This is a genomic window from Rhodoferax ferrireducens (genome assembly GCF_049302455.1).
GTDB classification, from domain to species: Bacteria; Pseudomonadota; Gammaproteobacteria; order Burkholderiales; family Burkholderiaceae_C; genus Rhodoferax; species Rhodoferax ferrireducens_B.
The window spans coordinates 57,432-75,396 of the sequence record NZ_JBAQMD010000073.1; the positions used below are offsets into that span (position 1 = coordinate 57,432).

Genomic DNA, 17,965 nt, shown 5'->3' on the forward strand with positions numbered 1-17,965 from the left:
CTAACAGCAGTCTCATCATGTTCTGGCGCTTTTTTTCCTTCATCGCGTGCCAACTCCTGGGTGGCCTGGTCGGTTGGTACGCGACCTCATCGTCTCATGCGCCGACCAGCGAACTGGTGAGCACCCTGGCCGGTGTGGTGTTGGGCGGCGTGGTCTGGTTTTTGCTGGATACCTCGCGCGGCGCGCGCTTGTTGCGCTGGCTGCGCGTCGGTGATGTCTCCGAGGTGGCCATGCGCTCGGGCTTGTGGGGCGAGGTGTCCGATCGGGCCCGGCGCCTGATTCGCGCCCGCGAGCAAATGACGTTGGAGAGCCAGCACCGACTGCAGGATTTCCTCTCTGCCTTGCAGGCCTCGCCCAATGGCGTGCTGCTGCTGGACGCGCAAGGGCAAATCGAGTGGCTGAACCAGACCGCAGCCTCGCATTTTGGTCTGGATGCGCAGCGTGACCTGTTGCAGCACCTGGGCAATCTGGTGCGCGATCCCGCATTTGCGAGCTACTTTGCCAGTCGGGATTACCGCCATGAGCTCATCATGCCCGGGCGCGAAAGCACACCGGCGCGGCCGGTCAGACTGTCCGTTCACCTGCATCCCTATGGCGAAGGGCGTCTGCTGCTGCTCTCCAGCGACATCACGGCCGTCGAGCAGGCCGAAGCCATGCGGCGTGATTTTGTCGCCAATGTCTCGCACGAAATCCGTACCCCACTGACGGTGCTGGCCGGTTTTGTCGAAACGCTGCAAACCTTGCCCCTCAACGACGAGGAACGTGCCCGCTACCTGGCCTTGATGGCGCAGCAGGCCGGGCGCATGCAGACCCTGGTCAATGATCTGCTGGTCCTCTCGCGGCTGGAGGGCAGCCCGCTGCCGAGTGACAGCGAGGGCATCGCCGTGCCAGCCCTGATGCACCAACTGGAGCAGGACGGTCGCGCCTTGTCGACCGTCATGAACCCGGCCTCCGAGCCCTTGCAGCACCTGACGTTCGACAGTTCGCTCACGGGTGACATCATGGGCGCGCCCAACGAATTGCTCAGTGCGTTGGGCAACCTGGTCAGCAACGCCATTCGCTACACACCCAGCGGCGGGCAGATTCAGGTGCGGGCGCGACTGTTGGCCGACGACCGGGCTGAGTTTTCAGTGTCGGACACCGGCCCCGGCATCGCCCCAGAACACATCCCGCGCCTGACCGAGCGTTTTTACCGGGTCGACCGCAGCCGCTCTCGCGACACCGGCGGCACCGGCCTCGGGCTGGCCATCGTCAAGCATGTGGCGCAGCGCCACGGCGCCGAGTTGAAAATTGACAGCACACCGGGCAAAGGCTCGGTGTTCAAGATCATCTTTCCGGCCAATCGGGTCAGACCATCAGCGGTTCTTCCTGCATCGCTTCCAGCTGCTCCTGCAGCATCTGCACCTGGCCCTGCCAGTAGTCGCTGGAGCCAAACCACGGGAAGTTGATGGGGAAAGTCGGATCGCTCCAGCGCCGCGCCAACCAGGCGCTGTAGTGGATCAGGCGCAAGGTGCGCAGCGGCTCGATCAGGGCCAGTTCGCGCCGGTCAAATTCGCGGAACTGCTCGTAGCCATCCACCAGGCAGCCGAGTTGACGCGTGCGCTGCTGGCGGTCGCCACTGAGCAGCATCCACAGGTCTTGCACGGCCGGTCCGCTGCGGGCGTCATCCAGATCAACAAAATGTGGGCCCGGCCCGGCGCTTGTCGGCAAATCAAGTGGCGTCCAGAGGATGTTGCCGGGGTGGCAGTCGCCGTGCAATCGGAGTTGCCTGATGGGCTCAAAATAGGGATCATTTTGGCCTGTATCCCCCGTCAAACAGGCATGAGTAGCTATAACATCGATAGCATCCTGCGACGCCTTGGCCCACGCCGATTGCACATCAAGCGGCACCTGGTCATGGCCCAGCAGCCACTCGCGCGAGTCGATGCCAAAGCTTTGCAGGTCCAAGGCGGGGCGGCTGGCAAAGGGCTTGGCGGCGCCCACTGTATGAATGCGCGCCAGAAAGCGGCCAATCCACTCCAGGACCTCCGGGTCGTCAAGTTCGGGTGGTCGCCCGCCCCGGCTCGGACTGACGCTGAAGGCAAAACCGCCAAAATGATGGAGCGTGCTACCGTTCAGCAGCAGCGGCCCGACCACCGGAATTTCCGCCTCCATCAATTCGGCGGAAAACGCGTGTTCCTCCAGAATTTGCGCCTCGCTCCAACGCTTTGGCCGGTAAAACTTGGCAACGACCACCGACCCGTCCTCCAGGTGCAACTGATAAACCCGGTTTTCGTAAGAACTCAATGCCAGCAGACGACCGTCGCCATACAGGCCGACGCTCGCCAGCGCGTCCATCACCACGTCGGGCGTGAGCGTTTGATAAGCATGCGGGACAACAGAAGACGGCGAGGGTGCAAACATGGTGCCATTGTCGCGTCTGGCGCGGCACGTCGCAATGCTGGGTTTTCGGCCATGACGGCGTGTGATGGCGGCCCCGGCTTACGCCAGGTCAGCGACTTTGGCGACAAAAGCCTGTCACGCCAGCGTCAGGGTCACTTCAATGTTGCCGCGTGTGGCGTTGGAGTAGGGGCACACTTGATGCGCCTTGTCAATCAGGGCCTGCGCCACCGCGCGGTCCATGCCCGGCAGATGCACCACCATTTGCACCTCAATGCCGAATCCCGCTGGAATCTGGCCAATGCCCACGGTGGCGTCGATCGAAGCGTTGGCTGGCATGGCCAGTTTTTGAGTACCGGCCACAAACTTCATGGCACCAATGAAGCAGGCGCTGTAGCCCGCTGCAAACAACTGCTCGGGGTTGACGCCACCGCCGGCGCCACCCATTTCTTTCGGTACTGCAAGCTTGATGTCAAGCAGACCGTCGGATGTTCTGGTGCTGCCGTCGCGCCCGCCCGTGGATGTCGCGTGGGCTTGGTAGACAACTTTTTCGACTTTGGTGATCATGGTATTTCCTGAAAAAATAGCTTCTTGCATCGAAGCGGGTTGAAAAAACGGAGGTGTTTGGAAGCCAGTGCACGATCAGGCCGTCAGCTGGCGTCGCAGGGCCTGTACCTTTTTTGTCAATGCCATCAGCTCAGCCACTGGACAATGCGCGGCGCTGACCACACAAGCGGGCACCTTGATGGCCTGCGCCTTGAGCTCGCGCCCGCTATCGGTAAGGGCGATCTGCACCCGCCGCTCGTCCAGGCTGGAGCGGGTTCGCCGCAGCAGACCCGCCGCTTCCATGCGTTTGAGCAGCGGCGTGAGCGTGCCAGAGTCCAGAAACAGTCGCTCTCCCAAAGCCGACACACTCACATCATCCTGCTCCCACAGCACCAGCATCACCAGGTACTGGGGATAGGTCAGCCCCAGCGCCGCCAGCAAGGGCTGGTAAATCTTGGTCATCGTCAGCGAAGTGGAATACAGCGCAAAGCACAGCTGGTTGTCCAGTAGCAGCGCGGGGTCGAGCTGGGGATTTGAGTTTTGAGAGGGCATGGAACAAATATAGCACACAATTAAATTGTTAACAATTTAATTGTCATGGCCTCCGTAGCGCCATAGGGACGGCCTTGGGACCCTCCTCTAATTGCCGGCGCCACTATGAGCTATGGTCCGCGACAGGCACTTGACCCTGATTCACAAAGTGCCGCGGAGAAACCCATGTTTGACTACATCATTGTTGGCGGCGGCTCGGCCGGTTGCGTGCTGGCCGCGCGGCTCAGCGAAAACCCAGAGATCACGGTCGCCCTGCTTGAGGCAGGCCCGGTCGACAGCAGCGTGCTGATCCACTGTCCCGCCGGGCTCGCCCTGATGGCACAAACGGGCCGGGCCAACTGGAAGGTGGCATCGGTGCCGCAGCCCGGCCTCAATGGCCGCCAAGGCTATTCGCCGCTGGGCAAGGTGCTGGGCGGCTCCAGCTCAATCAACGCCATGATTTACATCCGCGGTCAGCGACAGGATTACGACCTTTGGGCGGCCGAAGGTAACGCCGGTTGGGCTTATGACGATGTGCTGCCCTACTTCAAACGCGCTGAACACAACGAGCGGGGCGGGGACGCTTTTCATGGCAGTGATGGCCCGCTCAACGTGATGGATCTGCGCTGCCCCAACCGGTATAGCCCGGCGTTTGTACAGGCTGGTCAACAAGCGGGCCATGCGCACAACACTGACTTCAACGCCGCCACCCAGGAAGGCGTGGGCATGTACCAGGTGACACACAAGAACGGTGAGCGTTTCAGCGCCGCCAAAGCCTATCTGACGCCCAACCTCACACGCCCCAACCTGCAGGTATTTACCGGCGCCCACACCACGCGCATTCTGCTGGAGCACAAACGCGCCGTCGGCGTTGAATTTCAGCACGAAGGACAAGTTAAACAACTCAAAGCCAGGCGCGAGGTGTTGCTGTGCGCGGGTGCGCTGCATTCGCCCCAGATTCTGATGCTCTCGGGTATCGGCGAACATGCCCACCTGGTCGAAATGGGCATCGCCACGCAACACAACCTGCCTGGCGTCGGCCAGCACTTGCACGACCACGTTGACGTGGTGCTGGTCGTGAATGCACCACGCGCCAAAGATCTTCTTGGCATCTCCCTGACGGGCATGTGGCACCTCATCAAAGGCATTGTGGATTGGCGCCAGCACCGCAGCGGCATCCTCACCACCAATTTTGCCGAAGCGGGTGGCTTCATCAAGAGTCAACCGATTGAGGCAACACCCGACCTCCAGCTGCACTTTGTGATTGGCAAGCTGATCAACCACGGCCGCACTGTCGTCTTTGGCCATGGCTTTTCTTGTCACGTGTGTCTGCTACGCCCGCGCAGCCGGGGCAGCGTCAAACTGGCCAGCAAAGACCCGCTTGCCACGCCCCTGATCGACCCCAATTTTCTGGGCGACCGCGATGACATGGACCGCATGGTGCGCGGCTTCAAGTTGGCGCGCGGGATTCTGTCCCAACCGGCCCTGGCAGCCCTGGGCGGACGGGAACTGGAAGCGTCGATCCACGCCCAAAGTGACGTCCAGATCGAACAATTCATTCGCGACCACGCTGACACGATTTATCACCCGGTGGGCAGTTGCCGCATGGGTAACGGTCCCCTGGACGTGGTGGATGCGCAGTTGCGGGTGCGCGGGCTGGAAGGCCTGCGCGTGGTGGATGCCTCCATCATGCCCAGCGTGGTCAGCGGCAACACGAACGCACCGGTGATCATGATTGCCGAGAAGGCGGCCGACATGATCAAAGCGGCGCAAGTGCGTTGATCACACCCGGTAACGGTCTGTGGCGCTGCTCAGCTTGGTGATCAGCGCGGGCGCGATGGCCGTCAGTGGCAACACTTCGTCGGCGGCACCATGCAGAATCGCTTCACGCGGCATCCCAAAAACGATACAGGACGCCTCATCCTGCACAAAGTTGTAGCTGCCGGCATCCTTCATTTCGCGCATCGCCTTGGCGCCATCGTTGCCCATGCCGGTCAACATGACACCATACGCATTGCGACCCACCACGCTGGCGACCGATTTAAACAACACCTCAACCGACGGTTTGTGCCGATTGACCAACTCGCCATCTTCCACCAGCGCCACATAATTGGCACCACTGCGGCTGACCCGGAATTGTTTGCCGCCCGGTGCGATATAGGCGTGTCCCGGCAGGATGCGCTCACCGTTGACCGCCTCTTGCACTGCAATCTGGCACAAGCTGTTCAGTCGCGCGGCAAAACTGGTGGTAAAGCCCGGTGGCATGTGCTGGGTGATCACGATGCCGGGTGAGTCGGCGGGAAGACGCGTCAATATTTCCTTGATGGCCTCGGTACCACCGGTCGAGGCGCCAATACATATCAGCTTCTCGGTCGACACGCGGCCGATAGACGCCACCGGGGCGTGAACACCCACTGCCCCCCCTACGGCCGGGGTGGCAGCAGCAGGCACAGCAGGGGCGCGTCTAACATGGGCCGTCGCGGCGATGCGAACCTTCTCCACGATTTGGTCCGACAACTCGGTCAGGCCAGTGGCGACACCAATTCTGGGCTTGGCCACAAAATCAATGGCACCAAGTTCCAGCGCCTTCATCGTGATTTCGGCACCACGCTCGGTCAGGGTCGAGACCATCACCACCGGCATCGGTCGTAAACGCATGAGCCGACCCAAAAAATCAATGCCATCCATCCGTGGCATCTCAATATCAAGGGTCAGGACGTCAGGATTGAGTTCACGGATCATTTCCCGGGCGATCAGGGGATCATGGGCAGTTCCCACACATTCCATGTCTTTTTGCCGATTGATGATTTCTGCCAACAAACTGCGCACCAAGGCAGAATCATCGACCACCACCACGCGAATTTTTTTCAATTCAATATCCTCAAAACAAATCCACCGAGCCACCAGACGTCGCTTTGGCTACGGTCGCGGCATTGCCTTTGCGCTCTTCCACGGCCAGCGTTTCCGGATGCGAATGGGCCAGCCGCTTGACCAGCACCTTGCCGGTCACCGGGAAAAAACAAACCTTGCGCGGGTGAATATCCAGCACATCCTGCGACACCACCGGGATGCGCTCCGTCGCCAGGTAGTCCAAGACAAATTTGGTGTTGCGTTCACCCACGTTCATGGTGGTAAAACCCGCCATGACCGCCGCGCCGCCAAACACCTTGGCCTGCATCGACTCGCGCCGTGCGCCCTTCTTCAGCAATTCGTTGATCAGCAACTCCATGGCATACGAACCATAGCGACCAAAACCATCAACGCTGTCGCCATCGGGCAGCATGAAGTGGTTCATGCCTCCGGCCCGGACCCTGCCATCCCAGATGCAGGCCGAAATGCACGAGCCCAAGACGGTCATGACGACCAGATCTTCGTTGGACACAAAGTACTCGCCCGGCAGCACCTTGACCGCGTCATATTGAAAATGATGGTCACGGTAAAAAAAAGAAGCTTCGCCAGGGTTGCGGATTTGCGCCTTCAACTGATCAACGCGCGACAAAGCCCCACCCGCCAATACCGTGGGCGCAACGACCACGCCCGAAGCGCGAGGCGGCAAAGCGGCCGGCCCAGATGCGAACATGTTCATGGTTGCCTTGCCATCAATGGGCGTGGTCGCAAGCCGGGACGCCGTTGTGCACGCACAAATACTCAACGACGTTCATAGACGGTTTTGCCTTTTAGAACAAACAAGTCGCGCGACTCGCTGAAATTTTCAGCGTGCCCCACAAACAGCAAGCCCCCGGGAGCCATCACGCGATGGATTCGTTCAAGCACTTTGCGCTGGGTGGGCGCATCAAAATAAATCATGACATTGCGGCAGAACACCACATCAAAGGGCTGGCGAAACGGCCAGTCATCGCGAATCAGATTGACACTGATGAATTCAATCATGCGCTGCAGTTCTGGTTTCACGCGGGCCATGCCGGCGTTGCCCCCTTTGCCGCGCAGAAAAAAACGCTGGATGCGCTCCTCGTTGACACCCTTGAGTCCTTCAAGCCGGTAAACGCCTTGCGCGGCAGAAGCCAGTACCTTGGAGTCAATGTCGCTGGCCGTCAGCGTCAAATTCGCCTGGGGACCCAGCGCCTCCTGCGCGGTCATGACAATCGAATAGGGTTCCTCACCGGTCGACGCGGCATTACACCAGACCCGCCAGGCCGTGCCCGCGGGTCTGGATTTCAAGTGGCTGGCGAAGATTTCAAAATGGTGCTGCTCACGGAAAAAAGAAGTCAGGTTGGTGGTCAGGGCGTTGACAAACTCCTGCCATTCGGGGCCGTCATGCGTCTCAAGCCAGGCCAGATAGTCCTTGAAGCTCTGGTACCCGGTATCGCGCAGGCGCCGCGACAGGCGGCTGTACACCATGGCATGTTTGCCGTCGTGCAGACTGATGCCTGCGTGTTGATAAATCAAGGCTTGAACCCGATCAAAATCAGCATCGGTCCAGGCAAATTCACGACCCTGCATGTCCGCGCCACCCGCGTCCGATGCGCCCCCCACTGGCATACGCACTGCAGCATTGGGACGAACATCCGTCCTGACTAGCGCCATGCTGTCGACCACATCAAAACACAGGCTGAGAGGTTTTCAAACGACATCAGGTGCCAATGCCATATCGACGCCTGACATCAGCTTTTCGATATCCAGCAATATCAACATGCGGTCACCCAGCGAGCCAAGCCCCAGTACGGCATCGCCGTCGATCACACTGTCGACATCCGGCGCTGCCTTCAGGCTCTCGGGCGGAAGTTCCATCACATCGCTGACCGAATCCACCACAATGCCGACGATTCGGCTGTGCAGATTGAGAATGATGACCACCGTGAAGGAATCGTATTCAGCCTTGGAACAATTGAACTTCAGCCGCATGTCCACGATCGGCACAATCGTGCCACGCAGATTAACCACCCCTTTGATGAAATTAGGCGCATTGGCGATGCGCGTGGGTGGCTCATAGCCTCGAATTTCCTGCACCTTCAGAATGTCAATGCCATACTCTTCCTGATCAAGCCGGAACGTCAAGTACTCACGTGCACCAGCCGAGGTCATTTCGCCAATTCTTTCCATCGCACCCATGTTTTTCTCCTGCTAATTGCTGCCTTAATGGCGCGAGCGGCGCACCAGCGCACCGGTATCAAGAATGAGCGCCACCTTGCCGTCCCCCAGAATCGTGGCGCCCGATATGTTGGGCACTTTTCGGTAATTGGACTCCAGGTTTTTTACCACCACCTGTTGCTGGCCCAGCAATTCGTCCACCAGCAAGGCAACCCGACTGCCATCGGCCTCGATCACCACCATGATGTCGCTCGACTTGTCAAAATCGAAGCGCGGCACCTGAAAGACCTTTTCCAGTTCGATCACCGGCATGTATTCGTCGCGCACTTTCACCAGTTGGGCGCCCTGCCCGACCGTGCTCACGGCATCCGACTTCACCTGGAATGACTCCACCACGGAGGACAGCGGCAAGATGTAAACCTCGTCGCCAACGCCGACCGACATGCCGTCCATGATGGCCAGTGTCAGCGGCAGCCGGATCGACACCTTCATGCCATAACCCTCAGCCGAATCGATCTCCACCGTGCCGTTCAAGGCGGCAATATTGCGCTTGACCACATCCATGCCAACGCCTCGCCCTGACACATCGGTCACCACTTCGGCGGTGGAAAAACCGGGCGCAAAAATCAGCATCCAGACTTCAGAGTCCGGCATCTGATCCGACACATCCATGCCACGCTCCCGAGCTTTGGCCAAAATCTTCTCACGCGACATGCCGTGGCCATCATCGCGCACCTCGATCACGATGGAGCCGCCCTGATGTGCTGCTGACAGCGTGATCGTGCCCGTTTCAGACTTGCCGGCGCGTATGCGATCAGCGGGCATTTCAATACCGTGGTCGCAACTGTTGCGCACCAGGTGCGTTAACGGATCGGTTATCTTTTCAACCAGGCCTTTGTCCAGTTCAGTGGCCTCACCCTGCGTGACGAAATCAACTTTTTTGCCGAGCTTGTTCGCCAGGTCACGCAACATGCGCGGAAAGCGGCTGAACACGATCGACATTGGAATCATCCGGATCGACATCACGGACTCCTGTAAATCGCGCGTGTTGCGGTCCAGATCGGTCAGGCCCGTCAGCAGTTGCTGGTACAGCGCCGGGTCAAGCGCCCGGCTGTTTTGCGCCAGCATGGCTTGTGTAATGACCAACTCGCCCACCAGATTGATCAGTTGATCCACCTTGCTGATGGCCACCCGGATCGTTGCGGCCTCTGGCTGGACCACGGGGCTTGCCGCCTTGGCCGCCGCCCGCGCGGAAGCGGTTGACCCGCTGGACCCGGCAGCCACGCCAGTGGCAGCGGCGACAGGGACAGGGGCGCCAGGCGCACCATCAAAGAAACCAAAACCTGGCGGCGGGGCCAAGGGAGTTCCCGGTGGCGGATCATCATAAAGCGATGTTTCGGGCGAACCCGCAGCGCCATCAAAAACTCCGTAGCGGGTCTCAGGCGCGACGGCGACGTTGTCAACCTCTTTGATCGACACCTGTTCCCTTGAAACATGAAACGCGAATAAATCCAATAAATCCGCATCCGTGGATGAAGTCTCAACGGCGAAGACCCGCGTGTCAGCCTGGTTGCAAGCCACGACCGTGATGTCACCCAAGCCCTCAATATCACGAAACAATTCCTTGATCGCATCAGCTTGCGCCGGGTGGTCAAGGGGCCCGATTCGAATTTCAAGCGAACGTGTTGTGTTCGATGGCTGGTTGATCGGCGCCAGCACGGCCGTTGTCTGCACAGCCACAATCGCAGGCATAGCCACTGGTGTCGGTGGTGGCGGCGGCGCTACGCTCTGTACCGCCTGCGCCATCTCCCCCGCAACCAGTGCCTTGATGCGGTGCACCAAATCCGCGGCGGGGGGTGCATCGCCTTCTCCCCCGGCCTGATGACGCGCCAATAAGCCGCGCGAGGCATCTGCCGACTCAAGCAGCACATCGACCATGGCAGAGTTGGGCTGCAGTTCATGGCGACGCAAACGATCCAGCAGCGATTCCATTTGATGCGTCAACTCGGCCACATCCGAAAAGCCAAAGGTGGCCGCGCCGCCTTTGACGGAATGGGCGCAACGAAAAATCCCGTTCAACTCTTCATCGTCTGCAGTCTCAAGATTCAGGCTGAGCAGCATCTGCTCCATCAGATCGAGATTTTCTGCGGCCTCTTCAAAAAATATCTGATAAAACTGGCTGAGATCAAAATCCCCCGCCGTACTGCTACTTTCCTGGTGCGCTTCCGCCATGTCAATCTCCTGTGTTCCTTGTGACAACTCAACTATCTCTGAACGCGTTACTTGATCACCTTTTTAATGACCTCAAGCAATCGAGCCGGGTCAAACGGCTTGACCAACCAACCGGTGGCACCAGCGGCCCGCCCGGCCTGCTTCATCAAATCACTCGACTCCGTGGTCAACACGAGGATGGGAACGGTTTTGAACTGCGGATGATCCCTGAGCTTACGGGTCAACCCGAGTCCATCAAGCCGGGGCATATTCTGATCTGTCAGAACCAGATCAAATGATTGCGCCTGCGCTTTTTCGTAGGCATCTACACCGTCAACCGCTTCCACCACCTGGTAGCCAGCCCCGGTTAAAGTAAACGACACCATCTTGCGCATGGACGGCGAGTCGTCAACAGCGAGTATTAATGACATGTAAGGCTCCGACTATTTCAGTTAGGGGGTAAATGGGGCGGCGTTTAAAAAAGCTCAATGGAACCAGCGTCCATGGCATCCTGGGTGACCGGGTTGGGGCGTTCCGGCACCTCTTCAACAAACGGCACCGCCTCGCCATCTTCGAGCCCCATGGACTCGGACGCCAGACGGTAGGCGCAACCTTGAAGGATCTTGGAAGTATGAACGATCAGCTGTGAGGCGATATCCTGAAACTGTAACTCGGTCACCGCCGCCCGCAGGGCGCTACGAACAGCATCGAGTGCCTCGGAGTCGACCAGCATGGGATCAGCCAGATTGGCACTGGCACAGGTGAACCGTTCCATCAGGTTCTCCATCGTGTGCACCAACAGCCCGTCAAGACGGTTTAAATCATGAACCACAACCAGCAACGAATCCTGCACCTCCGCCACCAACATGACAGGCAACTGCACGGCGGGCACTGAATAGCTTGTCTGATTTGCTTGCATTCTTGTATCCAATCTCTTCACCAAGCATCGCATGAGCCACGATTTGGGTCACGACTTTTTAGGCGCACTAAAATTTACGCAGGGCCAGGTTAGCGGGAAGCTCCGATACTAATGCAATTTCAAGCACTGTTAGACCAATATAAGAGGCCAGGAGACCCCACTGCTGAACTGATGCTGGTTACCTTCATTTACGGGCATCGCCGACAATGATACCGTTCACCATGGCGCAAACACATCCTCCTCCCCGTCCGCTGCGAATTTTGCACTTGGAAGATTCCGCCCTTGACCATGAACTCGTCAAACGGGCCTTACTCAAGTCGCACCAGCCCTGCGAGCTGGAGCGGGTAGAAACCCTTGACGAGTTTGGACGGCGGGTCAAAGAGTTCGAATTTGATGTCATTCTGGCGGACTATCGACTGCCCGGCTTTACGGCACTGGACGCCTGGCATATCCTGCAACAACAGACACGACAACCGCCCTTCGTCTTGCTGTCCGGGGCCATTGGCGAGCCGGCCGCCGTTGCAGCCATCAAAACGGGCATCAGCGACTACCTGGCCAAAGACGACCTGGGCCGACTGGCGCAGGTCATCCGCCGCGCGCTTGAGGTTCACGACATTCGACGGGCCAAAGAAATGGCCGACAGCGAGTTGGCCAGGTCTGAGAAAAGGCTGGCGGATTTTGCCGAACATTTGCAGATGACCATAGAACAAGAGCGCGCTGCAATTGCCCGCGAAATTCATGATGACATTGGCGGCGCGCTGGCCGCCGTGCGCTTTGATCTTTCCTGGATCGGCCGACACACAACCGACGCCGTGACCCAGCAGCACATCACAGCGGCCACCGAGATGCTGCAGCAGGCGATTGGGGCAAGTCAGCGCATCATGATGAATTTGCGCCCCGCCATTCTGGATCAGGGTCTGGTCGCTGCTGTTCAATGGCTTGCCGGAGGTTTTGCAAAGCGCACGGGTATAAAAACGACCGTGCATGCGGCACCAGAAGCGGGCACACTGTCCAAGGCCGTGCAGTTGGTGGCCTACCGCACGGCACAGGAAGCCTTGACCAATATTGCCAAACACGCAGACTGCAGCCAGGTCACGATCGACTTGTCCGATGCAGAGAACGTCTTGACGCTTGAAATCAAGGATAACGGCAAAGGCATCTCGCCCATCGAGCTCAACAAGCCGCAGGCGTTTGGCGTTCGGGGTCTCCATGAGCGCGCCAAGACCGTGGGCGGCTGGCTGGACGTCAGCACCCACCTGGGCAGCGGTACTTCAATCATTCTGTCCGTGCCCTTGGCGTAGTCCAATTCAGGTACCCACCCGAAAGCCGATCCAGATGATTCACGTTATTCTTTGCGACGACCACGCCATGATTCGTCGCGGCATCCGCGACACGCTGGCGGAGGCGGTTGATATTCAAGTCACCGCCGAAGCTGGCAGCTACGCTGAAGTTCGCGAGGCCATGCGCAACTCGGCCTGTGAGGTGCTGGTCCTCGACCTGAATCTGCCGGGCCGAGGCGGTATGGAGGTTTTGTCCAGCCTGAAAGAAGCCCACTCACCCATCAAGGTATTGATCGTCTCCATGTTCCCGGAAGACCAGTATGCGATTCGGTGTCTGCGGGCTGGCGCGCAAGGCTACCTGAACAAGGCCGGCGACCCGGCCGACCTGATCAGCGCGGTCCGGACTGTTGCCCAGGGAGGCAAGTACGTCACACCCGCGGTGGCCCACATGCTGGTCGAAAGCCTGAGCACCCCCGAAAACCAGACCCTGCATGCCGCATTGTCAGAGCGGGAACTGCAGACCTTGCTGAAAATTGCCTCTGGCAAGCGCCTGGCGGACATCGCCGAAGAACTCATGCTCAGCCCCAAAACCGTCAGCGTGTACCGCGCCAGGGTGCTGGAAAAACTCAAACTCTCCAACAACGCCGAACTCACGGTCTACGCCATTCGCAACGAGTTGGTCTGACACCCGGCCCCGGCGACACCATCCGAAGCGCAACAAGTCAAACGGTCATTTGCCGGCAAAGATGTCGATCGCCCGCTCCATGAGTGCCATAAAGGGTTGATCCAGCATGGGCAAGGTCGCGGCAATGCCGATCATGCCGACAGTCAATGTGACGGGGAAACCGATGGCAAAAATATTCATTTGCGGCGCCACCCTGGAGACGATGCCAAGTGCCAGGTTGGCGAACAGCAACATGCCAATCATCGGCAAGGCAATCCACAGCCCGCTGGCGAACAAGTCCGACCCGAAGTCATAAATCTTCATTTGCCCGATGGCTTCAAGAAAATTCTGGTTCACTGGAAATTTATCAAAACTTTTGATCACGGCCATCAAGACCATCAAATGACCGTTCATCACGACGAACAAAAAAGTGGCCATTTGTCCAAAAAAACGCGCGACGGCGCTGGACTGGGTATTCAGGGCTGGATTGAAAAACGAGGCAAAGCCCAGTCCCATCTGAAAGCCCACCACCTCGCCCGCCAGTTCCACCGCCGCGAAGACCAGCCGCACCGTGAACCCTATCGCCAGGCCGATTCCCACCTGCTGTGCGACCGCGCCCATGGCGTCAGGCCCGGAAATACTGATGATGGGTTGACCTTGCAGACTGGGTTGCGCGGCAAAGGCAATGAAGAAGGCCAGCCCAATCCTGGCGCGCAGCGGAAATGCCTTCGAAGAAAAGAGGGGGGCGGCGGTAAACACGGCCAACACCCGCAAAAATGGCCAGATCATGGGTGACAGCCACGCCACCAACTGGGCTTCGGTGAATGCGATCACGAGCGCGTCACCCGACTCACATCACGGCCGACGGGATCGCTTCGAAAGTCCGACGAATATAGTCAACCAGGATACTGAGCATCCACGGCCCGGCCAGCGCAAAGACCGCCATCGCCGCCACCAGCTTGGGCACGAAAGCCAGTGTGGCCTCATTGATCTGGGTCACCGCCTGAAACAGACTAACCAGCAAACCCACCACCAACACGACCCCCAGCACCGGCGCAGACACCATCAGCAACATGATCAATGCCTCTTGGCCCATCGTCAAAACCATTTGTGCGTTCATGCGCCTCCCTCAGGTCACAAAACTGGCGGCCAAAGAGCCAATCAGCAAATTCCAGCCATCGGCCAGCACAAACAACATCAGTTTGAACGGCAAGGCCACCAACACCGGCGACAACATCATCATCCCCAGCGACATCAGCACACTGGCAACCACAATGTCGATCACCAGAAAAGGAATAAAGATCATGAACCCAATCTGGAACGCCGATTTAAGCTCGCTCGTAACGAACGCCGGCACCAGCACCCGCATCGGCACGGTCTGGGCTGTTGCGCCCGATTCCAATTTGGCCAGCTTGGCAAACAGCGCCAGATCCGACTGCCGCGTTTGTTTGCTCATAAACTGGCGCAGCGGGTCCTCCGCTTTGGCCAGCGCCTGCTCAAATGGCATCCCGTTATTGGTATAGGGCAGATAAGCCTCGCTGTAGACCTTGTCCAGCGTTGGCCCCATCACCAGAAACGTCAGGAAAAGCGACAACCCGACAATCACCTGATTCGGTGGCGCCGACTGTGTACCCAAGGCTTGGCGCATCAGTGACAACACGATCACAATGCGCGTGAAGCCCGTCATCATGAGCAGGACGGCCGGCAAAAAGGACAGGGCAGTAAAAAACAGCAGTGTCTGGATCGGCACCGAAAAACTCACCCCCGAGGGCCCCGACCCCATCAGCAAAGGCAACTGCCCTGCGCTCTGGGCCAGTGCCGCCGACTGCGTCAGGATCGCCAGCAACAACAGCGCCACCTTGGGCAGCGGTCTCTTGCCAAGCGCCGAATAAACAAATTGATCGCTCACCACATACTCCACGTCACAGCTGCGCAGGCGGAGTTCGAGTCGCTTGCGTCAGGCCTGCTTGCCCATGGGGGTCAAGCGCTGCGCTGTGCAGGCAGGTAATGGCTTGCGCCGTCACGCCCAGCGTCAGCCAGACACGCGCGCCCTCGGGTCCGACTTCAACTGTGACCACGCGCTGGTGCGGCCCCACCGCCACCGCAGAAATAACTCTGGAGGCCACCAGCACACCCCCGGCCCCGGCCGCCGAGCGGGCTTGCAGCCACTTGAGTCCGATCGGCACCAGTGCCAATAGAAGGACGAACAGGCCAATCGACAGCAGCGCTTGCGTCATCGGCTGCATCAACCACCCTTGCTGACACGACGCAGCCGCTCGGACGGCGTCACGACATCGGTCAGGCGAATGCCGAACTTGTCATTCACCACGACGACCTCGCCCTGCGCAATCAAATAGCCGTTCACCAACACATCCATCGGCTCACCGGCCAAGGCATCCAGCTCCACCACCGAGCCTTGCCCCAACTGAAGAATATGCTTGATCGGCACCTTGGTTCGACCCAACTCAACCGACAGCTGAACGGGGATGTCGAGGACCCGATTGATATCGTTGATCGGCGCATCCGATGACGAAAAAGAATGGGACATATCCCCTGCCAGGACACCCCCTGGTTCTGCGGCGGGCTCCGAACTTTTTTGCTCCAGCAGGGCCTCGGCCCAATCGGCCATGCCGTCATCTTCTGCTGGTTTTTCATCAACTGCCATAACGTTATCCCTTCCAGTTGAGGTCATTACCCCTCAAACTTTTGTCAATGCGAATTGCATATTTTGCGTTGTGCGTCCCATACTGGCACTCAAACACCGGTACGCCTTCCACCGTCACCTCAATGCGTGAGGGACGATCAAGTTCAATAAAGTCCCCGGTTTTCATGGCCAGCAGCTGTTCAACGGTTGCGTCGGCACGGGCCAGTTCAGCCACCAGCGTTATTTCAGCCGCCTGAATCTCCTGTGTCAAGACATTCACCCAGCGCTTATCCACCTCGATGGAATCGCCTTGGGTCGATGAATACAGTATGTCGCGAATCGGCTCCAGCGTCGCGTAGGGCATACAGAAATGGATCGAACCCGCAATCTCACCAATTTCAAGCTGGAACGAGGTCGAAATCACAATCTCGCTGGGCGTGGCAATATTGGCGAACTGTGGCTGCATTTCAGAGCGTTGATATTCGAGCTCCAGCGGATAAATACCCTTCCAGGCTTTCTTGTATTCATCGGTAATGACGTCAACCAAGCGGTTGATGACCCGCTGCTCCGTGGCGGAAAAATCACGCCCTTCGATCCGGTCCTGAAACTTGCCGATACCGCCGTAAAGCGTATCAATAACGCCAAAAACAAGCGATGGTTCACAAACAATCATGCCACTGCCACGCAAAGGCCGGATCGCCACAATATTGAAGTTGGTGGGCACTGCCAGTTCACGCAAAAAAGCGCTGTAGCGTTGCACAGTCACCGGTCCCACCGAGATTTCGGGGCTGCGCCGGATAAAGTTAAAAAGTCCCACCCGCAGGTTGCGCGCAAATCGCTCATTAACGATTTCCATCGTTGGCATGCGCCCACGAACAATACGCTCCTGACTCGATATGTTGTAAGAGCGAACCTCACCCTTCTCGTGCACTTCCTCAACAAGCTTCTGGCTTTCGCCCGTGACACCCTCCAACAGGGCATCAACTTCTTCTTGGGAGAGAAAGGATTCACTCATAAACCAGTCCCGCTTGCGCCGCTACTGAACAATGAAACTGGAAAACAACACGGCCACCACCGGCAGATCAGCTTGAGCCGCCGCCTTGACAGCTTTCTTCTTGACGCCGGCCGGGGCCGCACCTGCTTGGCCACCGCCAAACGGAATCAGGGTTTCACGCAAAATATCCTTGGCCAGCTTTTGCTTGCCCTCTTGCGTCAAAAGCTCGTTGGCCGTTCGCTGCGAAATCAGCATCAGTACACCACTGCGGATAGACGGCAAATAGGCTTTGACTGAGTCCGAAGCGTGAGCATCGAGCACCTGCAGGGTAATACCCACCTGCGCCACCTTCTCGCCCCCCGGGTCAGCCAGATTCACCACCATGTTGTCCAGTGGCAAGTAAACCGGTGGCCCTTTTGGCACTGCTTCTGCAGCAACTGCTGACGCACCGCCTGTGCCCTCCAAGGCAGCGGCAGCACGCTTCTTGCTAATGAAAAACAACGCACCGCCACCCACTAAAACCAAGACCATCACCCCGGCAATAACGATGATCAGCATCTTTTTGCGCCAGACTGGCTTTTTGCCTGGCTCGTCCGCGTCAAGTTTGACGGCGTCGGGCTTGGCTGCGTCAGGTTTGGTCGCCACTGGATTTCCTTGAACAAATTGAGTTGAAGAGCATTATTGAGCACATTCACGGCCACAAGCGCCGAATAAACCATCAGAAAGCATGGCTTACAGCAGTTTTTTC

The 17,965-nt window shown here is 58.5% G+C and carries 21 protein-coding genes; 4 read left to right on the forward strand and 17 right to left on the reverse strand.

What is annotated here, in order from left to right:
* The first annotated feature begins 17 nt into the window (after nucleotides 1-17).
* The gene (gene phoR / locus WA157_RS13055) at nucleotides 18-1,448 is read left to right on the forward strand and encodes a phosphate regulon sensor histidine kinase PhoR (RefSeq protein ID WP_422621370.1); all 1,431 of its coding nucleotides are present in this window, start codon (nucleotides 18-20) and stop codon (nucleotides 1,446-1,448) included.
* Here phoR and WA157_RS13060 read toward each other — a convergent pair.
* The 3 genes from WA157_RS13060 to WA157_RS13070 form a co-directional block, all read right to left on the reverse strand.
* Entirely contained in the window at nucleotides 1,348-2,403 is a 1,056-nt protein-coding gene (locus WA157_RS13060; protein WP_422621371.1) for a serine/threonine protein kinase, read from the reverse strand. The two genes, phoR and WA157_RS13060, sit on opposite strands and share 101 nt — an antisense overlap.
* Before the next feature lie 114 nt (nucleotides 2,404-2,517).
* Nucleotides 2,518-2,946 carry an organic hydroperoxide resistance protein gene (locus tag WA157_RS13065; RefSeq protein WP_422621372.1) on the reverse strand — a complete coding sequence of 143 codons (429 nt, stop codon included), beginning with the start codon at nucleotides 2,944-2,946 and terminating at the stop codon, nucleotides 2,518-2,520.
* Between the two features lie 75 nt (nucleotides 2,947-3,021).
* A complete protein-coding gene (locus WA157_RS13070; protein WP_422621373.1) occupies nucleotides 3,022-3,477 on the reverse strand; it encodes a MarR family winged helix-turn-helix transcriptional regulator in 456 nt (151 codons plus the stop codon).
* A gap of 165 nt (nucleotides 3,478-3,642) precedes the next feature.
* Between WA157_RS13070 and WA157_RS13075 the strand changes: the two genes are divergently transcribed.
* Nucleotides 3,643-5,238 carry a GMC family oxidoreductase gene (locus WA157_RS13075; protein WP_422621374.1) on the forward strand — a complete coding sequence of 532 codons (1,596 nt, stop codon included), beginning with the start codon at nucleotides 3,643-3,645 and terminating at the stop codon, nucleotides 5,236-5,238.
* Here WA157_RS13075 and WA157_RS13080 read toward each other — a convergent pair whose 3' ends face one another.
* The 7 genes from WA157_RS13080 to WA157_RS13110 form a co-directional block, all read right to left on the reverse strand.
* Nucleotides 5,239-6,327, reverse strand: coding sequence for a protein-glutamate methylesterase/protein-glutamine glutaminase (locus WA157_RS13080; protein ID WP_422621375.1), 1,089 nt, complete (start codon nucleotides 6,325-6,327; stop codon nucleotides 5,239-5,241).
* Nucleotides 6,328-6,337: 10 nt separating this feature from the next.
* A complete protein-coding gene (gene cheD, locus WA157_RS13085) occupies nucleotides 6,338-7,042 on the reverse strand; it encodes a chemoreceptor glutamine deamidase CheD (RefSeq protein ID WP_422621376.1) in 705 nt (234 codons plus the stop codon).
* A 62-nt stretch (nucleotides 7,043-7,104) separates the two neighbouring features.
* Nucleotides 7,105-7,956, reverse strand: coding sequence for a CheR family methyltransferase (locus WA157_RS13090; protein ID WP_422621483.1), 852 nt, complete (start codon nucleotides 7,954-7,956; stop codon nucleotides 7,105-7,107).
* 81 nt (nucleotides 7,957-8,037) lie between these two features.
* Nucleotides 8,038-8,526, reverse strand: coding sequence for a chemotaxis protein CheW (locus tag WA157_RS13095; RefSeq protein WP_011462892.1), 489 nt, complete (start codon nucleotides 8,524-8,526; stop codon nucleotides 8,038-8,040).
* 24 nt (nucleotides 8,527-8,550) lie between these two features.
* The gene (locus WA157_RS13100) at nucleotides 8,551-10,737 is read right to left on the reverse strand and encodes a chemotaxis protein CheW (RefSeq protein ID WP_422621377.1); all 2,187 of its coding nucleotides are present in this window, start codon (nucleotides 10,735-10,737) and stop codon (nucleotides 8,551-8,553) included.
* A 47-nt stretch (nucleotides 10,738-10,784) separates the two neighbouring features.
* Nucleotides 10,785-11,147 carry a response regulator gene (locus WA157_RS13105; protein ID WP_011462890.1) on the reverse strand — a complete coding sequence of 121 codons (363 nt, stop codon included), beginning with the start codon at nucleotides 11,145-11,147 and terminating at the stop codon, nucleotides 10,785-10,787.
* A gap of 44 nt (nucleotides 11,148-11,191) precedes the next feature.
* Nucleotides 11,192-11,635 (reverse strand): hypothetical protein, encoded by a 444-nt coding sequence (locus WA157_RS13110; RefSeq protein ID WP_422621378.1) that lies wholly within the window; start codon nucleotides 11,633-11,635, stop codon nucleotides 11,192-11,194.
* Between the two features lie 206 nt (nucleotides 11,636-11,841).
* On the opposite strand from WA157_RS13110, the gene WA157_RS13115 reads away from it, so the two are divergent.
* Together WA157_RS13115 and WA157_RS13120 are read left to right on the forward strand one after the other, a co-directional pair.
* A complete protein-coding gene (locus WA157_RS13115; protein WP_422621379.1) occupies nucleotides 11,842-12,936 on the forward strand; it encodes a response regulator in 1,095 nt (364 codons plus the stop codon).
* Nucleotides 12,937-12,970: 34 nt separating this feature from the next.
* Nucleotides 12,971-13,600: a response regulator gene (locus WA157_RS13120; protein ID WP_422621380.1), complete on the forward strand. Its 630-nt coding sequence runs from the start codon at nucleotides 12,971-12,973 to the stop codon at nucleotides 13,598-13,600.
* Between the two features lie 45 nt (nucleotides 13,601-13,645).
* Here the strand turns inward: WA157_RS13120 and fliR are convergent, their stop codons facing one another.
* The 7 genes from fliR to WA157_RS13155 form a co-directional block, all read right to left on the reverse strand.
* Nucleotides 13,646-14,413: a flagellar biosynthetic protein FliR gene (gene fliR / locus WA157_RS13125; RefSeq protein ID WP_422621381.1), complete on the reverse strand. Its 768-nt coding sequence runs from the start codon at nucleotides 14,411-14,413 to the stop codon at nucleotides 13,646-13,648.
* Nucleotides 14,414-14,429: 16 nt separating this feature from the next.
* Nucleotides 14,430-14,699: a flagellar biosynthesis protein FliQ gene (gene fliQ / locus WA157_RS13130; protein ID WP_041790070.1), complete on the reverse strand. Its 270-nt coding sequence runs from the start codon at nucleotides 14,697-14,699 to the stop codon at nucleotides 14,430-14,432.
* 9 nt (nucleotides 14,700-14,708) lie between these two features.
* A complete protein-coding gene (fliP, locus tag WA157_RS13135; RefSeq protein WP_422621484.1) occupies nucleotides 14,709-15,362 on the reverse strand; it encodes a flagellar type III secretion system pore protein FliP in 654 nt (217 codons plus the stop codon).
* Between the two features lie 139 nt (nucleotides 15,363-15,501).
* A complete protein-coding gene (locus WA157_RS13140; protein ID WP_422621382.1) occupies nucleotides 15,502-15,816 on the reverse strand; it encodes a flagellar biosynthetic protein FliO in 315 nt (104 codons plus the stop codon).
* An 8-nt stretch (nucleotides 15,817-15,824) separates the two neighbouring features.
* The gene (gene fliN / locus WA157_RS13145) at nucleotides 15,825-16,244 is read right to left on the reverse strand and encodes a flagellar motor switch protein FliN (RefSeq protein ID WP_422621383.1); all 420 of its coding nucleotides are present in this window, start codon (nucleotides 16,242-16,244) and stop codon (nucleotides 15,825-15,827) included.
* 4 nt (nucleotides 16,245-16,248) lie between these two features.
* The gene (fliM, locus tag WA157_RS13150) at nucleotides 16,249-17,238 is read right to left on the reverse strand and encodes a flagellar motor switch protein FliM (RefSeq protein ID WP_422621384.1); all 990 of its coding nucleotides are present in this window, start codon (nucleotides 17,236-17,238) and stop codon (nucleotides 16,249-16,251) included.
* Between the two features lie 21 nt (nucleotides 17,239-17,259).
* On the reverse strand, nucleotides 17,260-17,862 hold the full coding sequence (locus WA157_RS13155) for a flagellar basal body-associated FliL family protein (RefSeq protein ID WP_422621385.1): 603 nt from the start codon (nucleotides 17,860-17,862) through the stop codon (nucleotides 17,260-17,262).
* Nucleotides 17,863-17,965 lie beyond the last annotated feature (103 nt).

Coding starts and splice junctions, on each gene's coding strand:
- cheD (WP_422621376.1), bottom strand. CDS start 7,042: ATGAACATGTTCGCATCTGGGCCGGCCGCTTTGCCGCCTCGCGCTTCG.
- fliM (WP_422621384.1), bottom strand. CDS start 17,238: ATGAGTGAATCCTTTCTCTCCCAAGAAGAAGTTGATGCCCTGTTGGAG.
- WA157_RS13095 (WP_011462892.1), bottom strand. CDS start 8,526: ATGGGTGCGATGGAAAGAATTGGCGAAATGACCTCGGCTGGTGCACGT.
- WA157_RS13060 (WP_422621371.1), bottom strand. CDS start 2,403: ATGTTTGCACCCTCGCCGTCTTCTGTTGTCCCGCATGCTTATCAAACG.
- WA157_RS13120 (WP_422621380.1), top strand. CDS start 12,971: ATGATTCACGTTATTCTTTGCGACGACCACGCCATGATTCGTCGCGGC.
- WA157_RS13070 (WP_422621373.1), bottom strand. CDS start 3,477: ATGCCCTCTCAAAACTCAAATCCCCAGCTCGACCCCGCGCTGCTACTG.
- fliN (WP_422621383.1), bottom strand. CDS start 16,244: ATGGCAGTTGATGAAAAACCAGCAGAAGATGACGGCATGGCCGATTGG.
- WA157_RS13065 (WP_422621372.1), bottom strand. CDS start 2,946: ATGATCACCAAAGTCGAAAAAGTTGTCTACCAAGCCCACGCGACATCC.
- WA157_RS13140 (WP_422621382.1), bottom strand. CDS start 15,816: ATGACGCAAGCGCTGCTGTCGATTGGCCTGTTCGTCCTTCTATTGGCA.
- WA157_RS13115 (WP_422621379.1), top strand. CDS start 11,842: ATGATACCGTTCACCATGGCGCAAACACATCCTCCTCCCCGTCCGCTG.
- fliQ (WP_041790070.1), bottom strand. CDS start 14,699: ATGAACGCACAAATGGTTTTGACGATGGGCCAAGAGGCATTGATCATG.
- WA157_RS13075 (WP_422621374.1), top strand. CDS start 3,643: ATGTTTGACTACATCATTGTTGGCGGCGGCTCGGCCGGTTGCGTGCTG.
- WA157_RS13090 (WP_422621483.1), bottom strand. CDS start 7,956: ATGCCAGTGGGGGGCGCATCGGACGCGGGTGGCGCGGACATGCAGGGT.
- phoR (WP_422621370.1), top strand. CDS start 18: ATGTTCTGGCGCTTTTTTTCCTTCATCGCGTGCCAACTCCTGGGTGGC.
- WA157_RS13105 (WP_011462890.1), bottom strand. CDS start 11,147: ATGTCATTAATACTCGCTGTTGACGACTCGCCGTCCATGCGCAAGATG.
- WA157_RS13100 (WP_422621377.1), bottom strand. CDS start 10,737: ATGGCGGAAGCGCACCAGGAAAGTAGCAGTACGGCGGGGGATTTTGAT.
- WA157_RS13110 (WP_422621378.1), bottom strand. CDS start 11,635: ATGCAAGCAAATCAGACAAGCTATTCAGTGCCCGCCGTGCAGTTGCCT.
- fliP (WP_422621484.1), bottom strand. CDS start 15,362: ATGGGGTCGGGGCCCTCGGGGGTGAGTTTTTCGGTGCCGATCCAGACA.